This window comes from Roseovarius roseus (genome assembly GCF_043355935.2).
GTDB classification, from domain to species: Bacteria; Pseudomonadota; Alphaproteobacteria; order Rhodobacterales; family Rhodobacteraceae; genus Roseovarius; species Roseovarius roseus.
On record NZ_JBHFPE020000003.1, the window covers coordinates 166,806 to 180,338 of the forward strand.

The following is a 13,533-nucleotide window of genomic DNA, read 5'->3' on the forward strand; positions in this document are numbered from 1 at the left end:
GACGCCTATTTCGGCAACATGTAGAATTCCTCGCGGGCGATCTTGCCGTCCTCGACGGTATACACTGCGATTTCACGCAGTTTCATCTGCTTGCCGGTTTCCTTTTGCGTCACCTCGGCGTCGAAGCGCACTGCAAACCGGTTGGGCGGATGCACATAGGGCCCATCAGCCTCGATCTTGTGGATCTCATGCGTTCTCGACCAATCTTCCCGTTTCGCCTTGATCGCGCCACGGCCCTTGGCAATCCGAACATCGCGGTCCGGCGGTATGACCGCCTCGACCGATTCCGCGTTTTCGGCATAGACCTCGTCGACATGCTCAATGCCGCGCCCATCCCGCATCGCCGCGACGAAGTCACGTCCGAGTTTAACCAGATTATCCATGCGAAGCCTCCTTTTCACTACCATAGAGCGTGGCACGGTTCGACGACGCACACTTTGACGGGGATCAAGCTACGCGCGGAAATCCGCCTTGTGGGGCGCCTAGCTCAGAGCGGTCAAAGCCGGGTTTCAACGTTTCTGCAGCCAGCCCTCCAGCGCCGCCAGCCCCTCATCCAGCCCCGTCCGGCCAAATCCGATTCGGAAACGATCCCGCGGCGTCTCGCCCAGATCCGAGCGATAGATCGTCGAGGGCAGAACCAGAACGCCCGCTTCCTCGACCAGCCGCCGGGCGAAATTATCGACCCCGTCAGATCCCAGATAGCGCGGATAGCCCATGCAGGAGCCCTCAGGCCGGCGCCATTCGAAAAGCTCCGGATGCCTGGCAAAGAACGCATCCCATTTAGGCACGTTTTCGTCCACGATGGCATTGTTGCGGGCCAACAGCCGATCCCGCGCCTTGAGCGCGATGCGCGCCAGATGTTCGGATGGGCCGGAATTGCAGATCGAAAGGTAGTGCTTCATCCGCTCCATCCGGCTCAGCACGTCGCGGTCCTGACACGCGATCCAGCCGATGCGCAGCCCCGGCAGCCCGTAGGATTTGGACATCACGCCAAGGCTCAGCCCCCGCTCATACTCATCCGCGACAAAGGGCAGATGCTGCGCACCCGAGGGGCCCAGCCCGTGGAAAATCTCATCATGCAGGATCCAGATCCCGTGGTGGCGGCAGAGATCGATCAGCGCGTGGTAACGGTCTAACGCCAAGATCGCGCCGGTGGGATTATGCGGAAAGTTGATGGTCAGCAGCTTGGTATTGGGACGGATCGCGGCCCGGATCCGGTCGATATCCAGCGACCAGTTGTCATCCGGGTCCAGCGGCACGCCCGTCGCCTCGCAAATCAGCAAGGGCAGCGTTTCATGCGATTGGTAATTCGGTGTGATGACAATGGCGTGATCGCCCTTGGATAGCAGCACGTTGTTCGCGGCAAAGATGCCCTCGCTCGCCCCGGCAAAGCACAGAATATCATCCGCCGTCTGCCGCGCATAAGTCTGCGCAATGGTGTCCCTCAACGCGGGCATGCCCCATGTCTCGGTATAGCCCAGCCACATCGTCTCAAAGGCTGCGCGATCCTCATCGCTGGCCATCGCCAGCAGGTCGGGCAGCGCCACGCTTTCGGCGTCTGATGCCGTCAGATGATACCGCGCGCTGAACTCCCACTTGGCAAAATGCGTCTCGAGGCGAAAATCGGGCAAACTGGTCATGAAGCCTCCTCTGCTGGCGATGATCCGCTGATGCGGGGGCCCGGTATGTGATCCGGATGTCGGCAAACTGCGTATCCAGTGGTGTAGTCATAACAAGGGAGTGTTGTCATGCGTTCTGTCACATCCGCCGCCTGCATATTGTCCTTCGGGCTGATCACAGCGCCCGTGGCCGCGCAGGCGTTCGAGCAGATCACCACGCGCGACGCCTTTGTCGCCGCCACCTCCGGGCGCGATCTGACGCGGCTGGGCATTTCGGTCGCCGTCTCGCCCACGGGCGAGATCAAGGGCCGCGCCTTTGGCTATTCCGTCACCGGCGCCTGGAACTGGCAGAACGGCTATTTCTGCCGTGACCTTTATTGGGGCGGCGACCGCCTCGATCCCAATTGTCAGGCGGTGCGGATCAAAGGGGACACGATCCGCTTCATCTCGGATCAGGGGACGGGGCAGAGCGCGGATCTGACGCTCAGATAGGCTCTAATCCGCCATTTTATGGAAATGATGGGTCGGGCCGTGACCCTGTCCCACGTCCAGCTTTGTCGCCCCTGCGATTGCGTCGGTGATGTAGGTCTTGCTCCGCGTAACGGCGGATTTCAGATCATGCCCGGCCCCCAGATGGGCCGCGATGGCCGAGGATAGGGTGCAACCCGTCCCGTGGGTGCTGTGGCTGTCGATGCGCGCGCCGTCCAGCCATTCTGCGCCGCCGGAATGCAGGAGCAGATCGGGGCTTTCCACGCCGCCCAGATGACCGCCTTTCATCAGGACCGCCTGCGCGTCCAGACCCATGAGGCGCAAGGCGTGCTCTAGCATCATGTCCTTGTCCCGTGCCTCGCCGATTTGCAGCAGGTCCGCCGCCTCTGGCAGATTCGGCGTGATTACCGCCGCCATCGGCATCAAGAGTCGTCGCAGTGCATCGACGGCTTCCGCCGCCAGCAGGCGGTCGCCCCCCTTTGCCACCATCACGGGGTCCAGCACGATCGGCGCATCCAGACCGCTCAGCGCATCCGCTACCGCGCGGATGATCGCGGCATTCCCCAGCATTCCGATCTTGACCGCGTCGATGCGGATATCGCTGCGAATGGAAGCAATCTGCGCGGTGATGATGCCCGGCTCCATCAGCTGCACCGCCTGAACCCCGCGCGTGTTCTGTGCCGTCAGCGCGGTGATCGCGGCCATGGCATAGCCGCCATTGGCGGAAATCGACTTGATATCCGCCTGAATACCCGCGCCGCCCGACGGGTCGGACCCCGCGATGGAAAGGATGTTGGGGATCATGGCTGTCTCCACGCCTCGATCAGGGCGCGCGCCGCGCCCTCCATGTCATCCGCCCGTGAGATGGCCGAGACTACGGCAATCCCCGCCGCGCCGATTGCGCGCAACGCCGCTGCATCTGCCTGTTTGATTCCCCCAATGGCAACGCAAGGCAGGGGCGCCGCCGCGATCAGCCGGGCCATGCCGTCCATCCCGAGGGGCTGCGCCGCATCCGGTTTGGTCGCCGTGGCACGCAGCGGGCCGGTGCCCAGATAATCGACCTTATCCACCGGAATAGAGCCGAGTTGTGCCTCCGTCTCGACCGAAAGGCCGAGGATCATGTCCGTCCTGATCGCGGCGCGGATGGCGCTGATATCGCCGTCACCCTGCCCCACATGCAGCCCATCGGCCCCGATGCGCCGGGCAATCTCGACCCGGTCATTGATGATCAGACGTGCACCCGCCGCGCGGGTGATCTTCAGAAGAGCGCGTGCCTCATTTTCGAAGGCAGCGTCGCTGGCGTCCTTGTCACGTAGCTGGATCATCCGCACCCCGGCGGCGAGCGCCGCGCGCACCTGATCGGCAACAGGGGCCAAAGCCCCTGCATCCGTGACGAAATAGACCGGCCCCAGATCGCTTGGCGTCACCCTCATACCGCCTCGATCCGCGCGCGGGCGGTCACATCCTCGGGCGACAGCACATAAAGCGCGTCGATGAACGCGGTCTGAAAGCTGGCCGGCCCAGCGGCTTTTTCGCCCGCGATGTCGCCCGCGACCGCGTAATAGGCCAGCGCGGCGACGGTGGCAGGCAGCGCGGGCTGATCCACGGCAAAGGCCGCAACGATCCCGGTCAGTGAGCAGCCCATGACGGTGATGCGCGGCATCAGCGCATGGCCGCCCGCAACGCGCCAGGCGGCCTCGCCATCGGTGACGAAATCCACCTCACCGGTCACCGCCACGACACCGCCCGTCTGCCGGGCCAGCGCGCGCGCCGCATCCTCGGCATCGCTGACCGCATCGGCGCTGTCGGCGCCCTTGCCCGCCGCCGCAGATCCGGCCAATGCGATGATCTCGGACGCGTTGCCGCGAATGATGCTGGGCTTCAGCGCCAAGAGGCGCGCCCCCGCATCGCGGCGCAGCGCGGTTGCGCCCACGGCGACGGGGTCCAGCACCCATGGCTTGCCCGCCGCACCCATCACGCCGGCAGCGGCCTCCATCGAGCGGACCCAAGCCGGATCGAGCGTGCCGATATTGATGCTGAGCGCGTCGGCGAGGCCCGCGAACTCCGCTGCCTCGCCCTCGTCATGCGCCATGGCGGGGCTACAGCCTGCCGCCAGCATGATATTGGCCATGACGTTCATCGCGACATAATTGGTGATGTTCTGCACCAGCGGCGCGCGGGCGCGCATCTGGGCCAGGTAGTCTCCGGCGTTCTTCATCGGGATCCCCCTTTGTTGCGGGCGGGGGCGGGCCACGGGCCGGGCGCGGATTTGCCCGGTCTCAGCGCAACTTCCTCCGCCGGCATGATCCGGTTCAGGTTCGAAGGGTGCATCTCAGCCCGGCTTTCGCGGGCGCCCCTGTTACGTGGGTCACGTTGATCGCCGGGCGCGGCGCCGTCAAGCCATCAGAAGTCGATGGCGATGCCCTTCTTTTCCCAATCGCCATAGCGAACGGCCTCCAACCCTTCCTTGCGACCGCCCAGCTCTTTGGGCAGTTCGGTTTTCTCGGCCTTGAGACGGCGCTCTTCGGCCTCGGCCAGCGCACGTTGCGCGGCCGGAGGAAGATCGGGGCGGGGATGGGTGCTGTCGGTCATGGCATGGGTTCCTTTGAAGCCGTGCCCCTGATATACGCCGCCGTCGCCATTCAGCAAGGATTTGCCATGACCGCCTCGTCCAAGCCCGCGTCGCCGCGCGCCGCCGCCGCCCAACTGCTGGACCAGATCCTGGGCGAGCATCGCCAGATGGCGGACCTGCTGGCCACCGGCGCGCTGGACCGGCTGGAGGCACCTGACCGGGCCCGCGCCCAGCGCCTTGCCACGCAGACCCTGCGCAGCATTGAGCGCGCGGACAAGATACTGGCCAAACACCTGCGCAAGCCGCCCCCGCTGACGGTGCGCAACATCCTGCGCCTCGGCACGGTCGAGCTGTGCCAAGGGGGTGACGCGCACGGTGTCGTGAATGAATGCGTCCAGATGGCCGCCAGCAACAAACGCTTTGCCAAGCTGAAGGGGCTGGTCAATGCCGTGCTGCGCAAGGTCGCCGCCGATGGGCCTGCCGAATGGGCGATCCTGCGGGTGCCACACCTGCCCAAATGGCTGCGCAGTCCCTTGTCAGACGCATATGGCGCCAAGTCCGTCGCAGCCTTCGAGGCCGCGCATCTTGCCGGTGCCCCGCTCGATCTGACGCCCAAGGGCGATGCCGCCGCGCTGGCCGAGGCGACGGGCGGCATGCTTATGCCCACCGGATCGGTGCGGATTGAGAACGCAGGCCAGGTCAGTGCGCTGCCCGGTTACACCTCGGGCGATTGGTGGGTGCAGGACGCCGCCGCAGCAATCCCGGCGCGTGTGCTGGGCGCGACCACCGGCGAGGCGGTGCTGGACATGTGCGCGGCACCCGGCGGCAAGACGCTGCAACTGGCGGCGACGGGCGCGGATGTCACCGCGCTTGATATCTCGGATGCGCGGATGGCCCGCGTGCGCGAGAACCTTGGCCGCACGGGCCTCGGCGCCGCGCTCGTCACCGGCGACGCGCTGACCCATGAGGGGCAATATGACGCCATCCTTCTGGATGCGCCCTGCTCGGCCACCGGCACGATCCGGCGGCATCCGGACCTGCCCCATGCGCGGGACGGCTCGGAGATCGGCGATCTGATCGCGCTGCAATCGGCCATGCTGGACCACGCGCTGAGCCTGCTGAAACCGGGCGGGCGGCTGGTCTATTGCACCTGCTCACTGCTGCCGGATGAGGGCGAATGCCAGGTCGAGGACGCGCTGGCCCGCCATCCGGGCCTGACCGTGGACGCCGGCGCGCTGGACCTGCCGGGCATTGACCCCGCCTGGCTGACCGAAGAAGGCGGGCTGCGCCTGCGCCCCGATTACTGGGCCGAGATCGGCGGCATGGACGGGTTTTACATCGCCCTGCTGCGCCGCTGACGCGATTTTCGCAATCCTTCGGTGACTTGGGCACAGGCCCGCGATAAGCTGCGCGCGAAAAGGCGCCGGTGAAGAGCGCCCTAAAGCGAGGCGAGCATCGACGCATATGGCACCTGCGGGCACATTCCGCGCGAAATGGACGAGGCTGCAGAACCGCATTGCCGCGCGGCGTGCGGCATGGGCGCAGCCCGCCACGGCCTTTGTCTCATCGCCTGAACCGCGCACGATTGGAAGCTTTGCAAGGGGTCGCCAGCTCTCGGCGGGGAACTTCATGTTCGCGGGGCATCTGGTGCAGAAGCCGGATGTATGCATCTGGTACATCACCGCGCCCGATGCGGCCTTCGAGGCGGAGATGCACGGCTTCGGCTGGCTCGACGATCTGGCCGCGGCGGGCGATGCGGCGGCGCGCAGGGCCGCACAGGACTGGACCCAGGGCTGGATCGCCCGCTATGGGGCGGGGCGCGGCCCCGGCTGGACGCCCGACCTGACCGGGCGGCGCGTGATCCGCTGGATCAACCACGCCCTGTTCCTGCTGGCCGGGCAGGACCGCGGGGCCTCGGACGCTTTCTATCGCTCGCTGGGCCAACAGACGCTCTTTCTTGGCAAACGCTGGCACGGGGCCTCGCCTGGTCTGCCGCGCTTCGAGGCGCTGACGGGCCTCATCTATGCCGGGATCGCGCTGGAGGGAATGGGCAGCTATGCCCCCACCGCCGCAAGGGCCTTGGAGCGCGAATGCGATGCGCATATCGGCGCCGAGGGCCATCTGGTCACCCGCAACCCCGAGGAATTGCTGGATGTCTTTACCCTGCTGACATGGGCCGCCGAGGCGCTGGCCGAGGCCGGGATCGACGCGCCATCGCTGACCGCGGCCACGGCGCGCATCGCGCCCACCTTGCGCACGCTGCGGCATGCCGATGGGGGCCTTGCGCGGTTCCACGGCGGCGGGCGCGGGCTTGAGGGGCGGCTGGACACCGCGCTGGCCGCCAGCGGCGTCAAGACGCGGCGCGAAGGCGGGCTGGCGATGGGATATGCGCGGCTGAGCGCCGGGCGCACCTCGGTCATCATTGACGCCGCGCCGCCGCCCACGGGCGCGGCCTCGGCGGGCGCCCATGCCTCGACCATGGCGTTCGAACTGACCTCGGGCCGCCGTCCGGTCATCGTGAATTGCGGCTCGGGCGCCAGTTTCGGCGCCGATTGGCGGCGGGCAGGCCGTGCCACACCCTCGCACAGCACTCTTGTCGTCGACGGCGCATCCAGCGCGCGGTTGGGCCCCCCAGGCGCCGAGGCGGAATGGCTGAGCCAGGCGCCGCGCCATGTGCCGGTGCAAACAAGCCACGCCTCGGATGGGGTGCGATTCGAGGGCGGGCATGACGGCTATGTCCGCCGCTATGGCCTGACCCATGCGCGCACCATCGAAATGACCTTCGACGGGCGCGGCGTCGCGGGCGAGGATATGCTGCTGTCCATAAGCCCCGAGGACAAGCGGCAGTTCGATGCCGCGATGGACCGCACGCGCATGCAGGGCGTGCCCTACCAGATCCATTTCCACCTTCACCCCGAGGTGGACGCGAATGTCGATATGGGCGGCTCGGCGGTCTCAGTGGCCCTGCGCAGCGGCGAGATCTGGGTTTTTCGCACCGATGCGCGTGCGAAAATCACGCTGGAGCCATCGGTTTATCTGGAAAAATCGCGGATCAAACCGCGTGCGGCCAAACAGATAGTTTTATCCGGGCGCGCGCTGGAGTATGCGGGCCGCATCAGATGGTCGCTGGCCAAGGCACAGGACACCCCGATCAGTATTCGCGATCTGGCGCAGGACGCGCCCTATCCCGAGCTGGACGGTGACCAGGATGATGACTGACACGCCACAACGCAGGATCGCCCCATGACCGATATCGCCCCCATCCGCCGCGCCCTTCTGTCCGTCTCGGACAAGACCGGGCTGATCGACCTCGGGCGCGCGCTGTCCGAGCGTGGGGTAGAATTGCTCAGCACCGGCGGCAGCGCCAAGGCATTGCGCGATGCGGGGCTGGAGGTGCGCGATGTGGCTGACGTGACCGGCTTTCCCGAGATGATGGACGGGCGGGTGAAAACGCTGCACCCCGCCGTGCATGGCGGCCTTCTGGCGCTGCGCGACAACCCCGATCATGTGAAAGCGATGGACGAGCACGGCATCTGCGCGATCGATCTGCTGGTCGTCAACCTCTACCCGTTCGAGAGCACCGTCGCCGGCGGCGCGGACTACGACACCTGCATCGAGAATATCGATATCGGCGGCCCCGCGATGATTCGCGCGGCGGCCAAGAACCACGGCTTCGTCAATGTCGTCGTGGATGTCGAGGATTACGCCCCCCTGCTGGAGCAGATGGAGGCAAATGACGGTGGCACCACGCTGGCCTTCCGCCAGAAACTGGCGATGACCGCCTATTCGCGCACCGCCGCCTACGATTCCGCCGTCAGCACCTGGATGGCCGCACAGCAGGGCGACGCCTCGCCGCGCCGCCGGACCGTCGCAGGCTCGCTGGCGCAGGTCCTGCGCTATGGCGAAAACCCGCACCAGTCGGCCAGCTTCTACCTCGATGGCAGCGCGCGGCCCGGTGTCGCGACCGCCAAGAAGCTTCAGGGTAAGGAGCTGAGCTACAACAATATCAACGACACCGACGCGGCGTTTGAGCTGGCCAGCGAATTTGCGCAAGCCGATGGCCCCGCCTGCGCCATCATCAAGCACGCCAATCCCTGCGGCGTGGCCCGCGCGGCCACGCTGAAAGAGGCCTATAGCCGCGCCTTTGATTGCGACCGCACCTCAGCATTCGGCGGGATCATCGCCCTCAATCAGCCGCTGGATGGCGCCACCGCCGAGGAAATCGCGCAGATCTTTACCGAGGTCGTGATCGCCCCCGGCGCGGACGCCGACGCGCGCCGCATCTTCGAGGCGAAAAAAAACCTGCGCCTTCTGATCACCGAAGGCATGGCCGACCCGCGCGAGGCCGCGCAGACGATCCGGCAGGTGTCGGGCGGCTACCTGATGCAGGACAAGGATAACGGGCATATCGGGCCGGATGATCTGAAGGTCGTGACCAAGCGCCAGCCGACCGAGGCCGAGATGGCAGACATGCTGTTTGCCTGGAAAGTCGCCAAGCACGTCAAGTCGAACGCCATCGTCTACGTCAAGGATGGCGCCACCGTCGGCGTCGGCGCGGGCCAGATGAGCCGGGTCGACAGCTGCCGCATCGCCGCGCGCAAAGCCCAGGACATGGCCGATGCGCTGGGCCTGCCCGAGCCGCTGACCAAGGGCAGCGTCGTGGCCTCCGACGCGTTCTTTCCTTTCGCCGATGGCCTGCTGACAGCGGCCGAGGCAGGCGCGACCGCCGTGATCCATCCCGGCGGCTCGATGCGCGACGACGAGGTGATCGCCGCCGCCGATGAGGCCGGCCTGGCGATGGTGCTGACCGGTATGCGCCACTTCCGCCACTGATGCCGCTCCATCCTCGAAAGGGCGCATGACATGAAGACAGTTTTCTGGTCGGCCTTCTGGATCTTCCTGCTCGATCAGGCCACGAAATACCTGGTGGTCCATTGGATGAACCTGCGCGTGCTGGGCGCAATCGACGTCTGGCCGCCCTTCCTCAACCTGCGCATGGCGTGGAATTACGGCATCAATTTCGGCCTTCTGGCTGGCGACGCGCCCTATACGCGCTGGATCCTGATCGCCGTCGCAGTGATCATCTCGGGCGCGGTCCTGTGGTGGATCCGCCACGAGCCCGGCGGAAAATGGCAGAAAATCGCCGCGGGTTTCCTGATTGGCGGCGCTCTGGGCAATGTGATCGACCGGCTGCTTTACGGTGCGGTGGCGGACTTTCTCAACATGTCCTGCTGCGGCTTTTCCAACCCTTACGCCTTCAACGTGGCCGATATCGCCATCTTTGTCGGGGCCTTCGGAATGATCATTCTGAGCCCCGGCAAAAAGCCTGCGTGACCTCCCCGCGCGATTGCGTTAAACATCGCGCGACACTTTGTGAAAGAAGGGCCGATCCCATGCGCCGCAGCATCCTGGCACTTACCCTGATGACCCTCGCCATCGCCGCCTGCGGGCGCAGCGACGGCGCCCTGTCGCGCATCAAGAATGACGGCAACGGCCCGGACGAGTTTGCCGTTCTGCCGACAGCTCCGCTGCAAACACCCGAAAGCTACAACAACCTGCCACCGCCCACGCCGGGCGCGGCCAACCTCGTCGATCCCAACCCGCGTGCGGCAGGTGTCGCGGCGCTCGGCGGCAATCCAGCCGCTACGGTTCCGAGCGGCCAGATCTCGGGCGCGGATGGCGGGCTGGTGAACCACACCAGCCGTTTTGGCGTTACGCAGGGCGTGCGCCGGGAGTTGGCAGTCGAGGATGCTGAAGTGCGCCGCCGCCATGGCCGGGTCAACATCTTCAACCTTGGCCCCAATGACGACTATACCGCAGCCTACAAGAAACAGTGGCTCGACGGCCAGGCAGAACAGCAGCGCCTAATGCAGCGCGGCATCGTCACCCCGTCCGCGCCGCCGGCCCAGTAATCTAGGCCCACGCATCAGCGCCCCGGCCACATGGCACGGGGCGCTTGTCATTTGAGGCCCGCGCGATCACGGATCTGGCATCGCGGGTTGCACAGGGGGCAGCACAGCGTATCTATTTCCTGACACCAGCCGACACCATCCGGCATCCAGCCATAACCGGAGACCGCATATGCGCGCCTTGATGATCGCCCTGATGACCCTGTTGCCCGTTGCCTCAGTCGCGCAGGACACTGCTGCGGCCGGCACCGATGATGTGACCAGCTACACGCTGGACAATGGCCTGCAACTGGTCGTGATCGAAGATCACCGCGCGCCCGTCGTCACCCATATGGTCTGGTATCGCGCCGGATCGGCGGACGAGCCTCCGGGCAGCTCGGGCGTTGCGCATTTCTTGGAACACCTGCTTTTCAAGGGCACCGACACACTGGCACCGGGCGAGTTTTCGGCCACGGTTGCGCAGCAGGGCGGCAATGACAACGCCTTCACCAGCTACGATTTCACCGCCTATTACCAGCGCATCGCGGCCGACCGGCTGGAGCTGATGATGCAGATGGAGGCGGACCGGATGGTCAACCTCAAGCTGGACGAAGAGAATGTCGCGACCGAGCGGAACGTCATCATCGAAGAGCGCAACATGCGCGTCGAGAACAATCCCGGATCGCTCTTTCGCGAGCAGATGAGAGCGGCGCAATACCTGAACCACCGCTACGGCACGCCGATCATCGGCTGGCAGCACGAGCAGCCCGAATTGACGCTGCAGGACGCAGTGGATTTCTACACCACCTACTATGCGCCCAATGATGCCATCGTCGTGGTCGCAGGCGATGTCGTCCCCGAGGATGTGCTGGCCATGGCCAAGGAGCATTACGGCGCCATCCCGGCCAACCTCGACCTCCCCGAGCGGATACGCCCGGAAGAGCCGCGCCAGATGGCCGAACGCCGCCTGACGATGGAAGACCCGCGCGTCCCGCAGCCCTACCTCACACGCACCTATCTTGCGCCCGAGCGGGACAGCGGCGATCAGGACAAGGCCGCCGCGCTGACCGTGCTGGCCGAGATCCTTGGCGGCGGCACCACGTCACTCATGGCCGAAAAGCTGCAATTCGACGCGCAGATCGCGGTGCAGTCGGCGGCTTGGTATGACGGCGTCTCGCTGGACGAGACCACCTTCACCCTTCTGGTCGTGCCCGTGCCCGGCGTCACCCTGCCCGAGGCAGAGGCGGCGATGGATGAGGTGGTGCAAGGCTTCATGCAGAATGGCGTCGATGCCGATCAACTGGAGCGTATCAAGATGCAGATGCGCGCTGCGCAGATCTATGCGCGAGACGACGTCAACGGGCTGGCCAACCGCTATGGCGGGGCGCTCGCCTCGGGCCTGATGATCGAGGATGTGCAGGACTGGCCGAACGTGCTGCAAAACGTCACCGCCGAGGATGTGATGCAGGCCGCGCGCGATGTCTTCCAGCCCCGCAACTCGGTCACCGGCTATCTCAGCGCCCCCGAGGCCGAAACCGCCGCGGTAGGTGCCTCAAGCGCCGCTGACGGCGACCCCGCCATTGCCGACACTGCCACGACGGAGACCACTCAATGATCCGCAGCACCATCGCCCGCTTTATCCTGCCTTGCCTGACGGCGCTTGCCTTTGTCCTGCCCGCCATCACCCTGCCGGCCCATGCCGAGATCGAGGTGCAGGATCTGGGCACGCCCGGCGGCGTCGATCTGTGGCTGGTCGAGGATCACACCATCCCCTTCGTTGCGCTGGAAATGCGGTTTCGCGGCGGCGCGTCGCTGGATCAGCCCGGCAAGCGCGGCGCGACCAACCTGATGACCGGCCTTCTGGAGGAGGGCGCGGGCGACATGGACAGCCGCGAATTCGCCCGCCAGGCCGAGGCGCTGGCCGCCTCCTTCTCCTACGGGACGGGCGATGACGCGATCAGCGTCTCCGCGCGGTTCCTTAGTGAAAACCGCGATGCGGCGGTCGAGCTGCTCCGCCAGAGCCTTGTCGAGCCTGCCTTCAACCAGAAATCCATCGACCGCGTGCGCGGCCAAGTCCGCGCGAACATCGAAGGCGACGAGAAGGATCCGCGCTCCATCGCGGGCCGCACGTTCGACGCGCAGACCTTCGGCGATCACCCCTATGCCACCTTCAAGGACGGCACGCTCGAAAGCATTGCGGGCCTCACCCGCGACGATATCGTGGCCGCCCACCGTGCCGCGCTGGTGCGCGACCGTCTCTATGTCGCCGCCGTCGGCGATATCACAGCGGAGGAGTTGACCCAGCTGGTCGAAACCCTGACCGAGGGGTTGCCGCAATCGTCCGATATCCCGCTGCCCGGCCCCGCCGACGTCACCCTGCCCGGTGGCACCAACGTGGTCGAATACGATACGCCCCAATCCGTGGTAACCTTCGCGCAGCCCGGTATCGACCGCGACGATCCCGATTTCTTCGCCGCCTACCTGCTGAACCAGATCCTGGGCGGCGGCGGTTTTGAGAGCCGCCTGATGAACGAAGTGCGCGAAAAGCGCGGTCTGACCTACGGCGTCTACTCCTACCTCGTGGACCGCGACGGCGCGCAGCTCTGGCTGGGGCAGGTCGCCTCTGCCAATGACCGCGTAGCGACGGCCATCGACGTGATCCGCGATGAATGGGCCAAGATGCGCGATACCGGCGTCACCGAGAAAGAGCTGGAGGATGCCAAGACCTACATGACCGGCGCCTACCCGCTGCGCTTTGACGGCAATGCACCGATCGCCAATATCGCCGTCGACATGCAGACCGAGGGCCTGCCGACCGATTACATCGCCAATCGCAACGATAAGGTGAACGCGGTCACACTGGACCAGATCAACCGCGTCGCGCGCGAATTGCTGGACCCCGAAAAGCTGAGCTTCGTCGTCGTCGGCAAACCCGAAGGCCTGTCCGAATAGGGCGGCCCTTCAG

At 65.8% G+C, this 13,533-nt stretch carries 14 protein-coding genes and 1 riboswitch; of the genes, 8 read left to right on the forward strand and 6 right to left on the reverse strand.

Features of this window, described 5'->3' with window-relative positions:
• Positions 1 to 5 precede the first annotated feature (5 nt).
• Positions 6 to 383 (reverse strand): SnoaL-like domain-containing protein, encoded by a 378-nt coding sequence (locus ACEWPL_RS07040; RefSeq protein WP_393932882.1) that lies wholly within the window; start codon positions 381 to 383, stop codon positions 6 to 8.
• Between the two features lie 126 nt (positions 384 to 509).
• Positions 510 to 1,640 (reverse strand): pyridoxal phosphate-dependent aminotransferase, encoded by a 1,131-nt coding sequence (locus tag ACEWPL_RS07045; RefSeq protein WP_393932884.1) that lies wholly within the window; start codon positions 1,638 to 1,640, stop codon positions 510 to 512.
• A 108-nt stretch (positions 1,641 to 1,748) separates the two neighbouring features.
• Here ACEWPL_RS07045 and ACEWPL_RS07050 point away from each other — a divergent pair, with 108 nt between their 5' ends.
• Positions 1,749 to 2,111: a dihydrodipicolinate reductase gene (locus ACEWPL_RS07050; RefSeq protein ID WP_393932886.1), complete on the forward strand. Its 363-nt coding sequence runs from the start codon at positions 1,749 to 1,751 to the stop codon at positions 2,109 to 2,111.
• A 3-nt stretch (positions 2,112 to 2,114) separates the two neighbouring features.
• On the opposite strand, the gene thiD is transcribed toward ACEWPL_RS07050, so the two are convergent.
• The 4 genes from thiD to ACEWPL_RS07070 form a co-directional block, all read right to left on the reverse strand.
• Positions 2,115 to 2,912 carry a bifunctional hydroxymethylpyrimidine kinase/phosphomethylpyrimidine kinase gene (thiD, locus tag ACEWPL_RS07055; RefSeq protein ID WP_393932888.1) on the reverse strand — a complete coding sequence of 266 codons (798 nt, stop codon included), beginning with the start codon at positions 2,910 to 2,912 and terminating at the stop codon, positions 2,115 to 2,117.
• A complete protein-coding gene (gene thiE, locus ACEWPL_RS07060) occupies positions 2,909 to 3,541 on the reverse strand; it encodes a thiamine phosphate synthase (protein WP_393932890.1) in 633 nt (210 codons plus the stop codon). Before thiE ends, thiD begins: the two co-directional genes overlap by 4 nt.
• Complete coding sequence (gene thiM / locus ACEWPL_RS07065; RefSeq protein WP_393932892.1) at positions 3,538 to 4,326, reverse strand: hydroxyethylthiazole kinase; 789 nt, start codon at positions 4,324 to 4,326, stop codon at positions 3,538 to 3,540. Before thiM ends, thiE begins: the two co-directional genes overlap by 4 nt.
• 54 nt (positions 4,327 to 4,380) lie before the next feature.
• A riboswitch (TPP riboswitch) is annotated at positions 4,381 to 4,476 on the reverse strand.
• A gap of 35 nt (positions 4,477 to 4,511) precedes the next feature.
• Positions 4,512 to 4,700: a DUF1674 domain-containing protein gene (locus ACEWPL_RS07070; protein ID WP_393932894.1), complete on the reverse strand. Its 189-nt coding sequence runs from the start codon at positions 4,698 to 4,700 to the stop codon at positions 4,512 to 4,514.
• Between the two features lie 66 nt (positions 4,701 to 4,766).
• Here ACEWPL_RS07070 and ACEWPL_RS07075 point away from each other — a divergent pair, with 66 nt between their 5' ends.
• The 7 genes from ACEWPL_RS07075 (at position 4,767) to ACEWPL_RS07105 (ending at position 13,520) form a co-directional block, all read left to right on the forward strand.
• Positions 4,767 to 6,038: an RsmB/NOP family class I SAM-dependent RNA methyltransferase gene (locus ACEWPL_RS07075; protein ID WP_393932896.1), complete on the forward strand. Its 1,272-nt coding sequence runs from the start codon at positions 4,767 to 4,769 to the stop codon at positions 6,036 to 6,038.
• 106 nt (positions 6,039 to 6,144) lie between these two features.
• Positions 6,145 to 7,899 carry a heparinase II/III family protein gene (locus tag ACEWPL_RS07080; RefSeq protein ID WP_393932898.1) on the forward strand — a complete coding sequence of 585 codons (1,755 nt, stop codon included), beginning with the start codon at positions 6,145 to 6,147 and terminating at the stop codon, positions 7,897 to 7,899.
• A gap of 24 nt (positions 7,900 to 7,923) precedes the next feature.
• Positions 7,924 to 9,513, forward strand: coding sequence for a bifunctional phosphoribosylaminoimidazolecarboxamide formyltransferase/IMP cyclohydrolase (gene purH / locus ACEWPL_RS07085; protein ID WP_393932900.1), 1,590 nt, complete (start codon positions 7,924 to 7,926; stop codon positions 9,511 to 9,513).
• Positions 9,514 to 9,543: 30 nt separating this feature from the next.
• The gene (gene lspA, locus ACEWPL_RS07090) at positions 9,544 to 10,014 is read left to right on the forward strand and encodes a signal peptidase II (RefSeq protein WP_393932902.1); all 471 of its coding nucleotides are present in this window, start codon (positions 9,544 to 9,546) and stop codon (positions 10,012 to 10,014) included.
• Between the two features lie 59 nt (positions 10,015 to 10,073).
• Positions 10,074 to 10,592, forward strand: coding sequence for a DUF3035 domain-containing protein (locus ACEWPL_RS07095; protein ID WP_393932904.1), 519 nt, complete (start codon positions 10,074 to 10,076; stop codon positions 10,590 to 10,592).
• Positions 10,593 to 10,761: 169 nt separating this feature from the next.
• Positions 10,762 to 12,183 carry a M16 family metallopeptidase gene (locus ACEWPL_RS07100; protein ID WP_393932906.1) on the forward strand — a complete coding sequence of 474 codons (1,422 nt, stop codon included), beginning with the start codon at positions 10,762 to 10,764 and terminating at the stop codon, positions 12,181 to 12,183.
• Positions 12,180 to 13,520, forward strand: coding sequence for a M16 family metallopeptidase (locus ACEWPL_RS07105; RefSeq protein WP_393932908.1), 1,341 nt, complete (start codon positions 12,180 to 12,182; stop codon positions 13,518 to 13,520). The genes ACEWPL_RS07100 and ACEWPL_RS07105 overlap by 4 nt, the downstream gene beginning before the upstream one ends.
• The last annotated feature ends 13 nt before the right edge of the window (positions 13,521 to 13,533 follow it).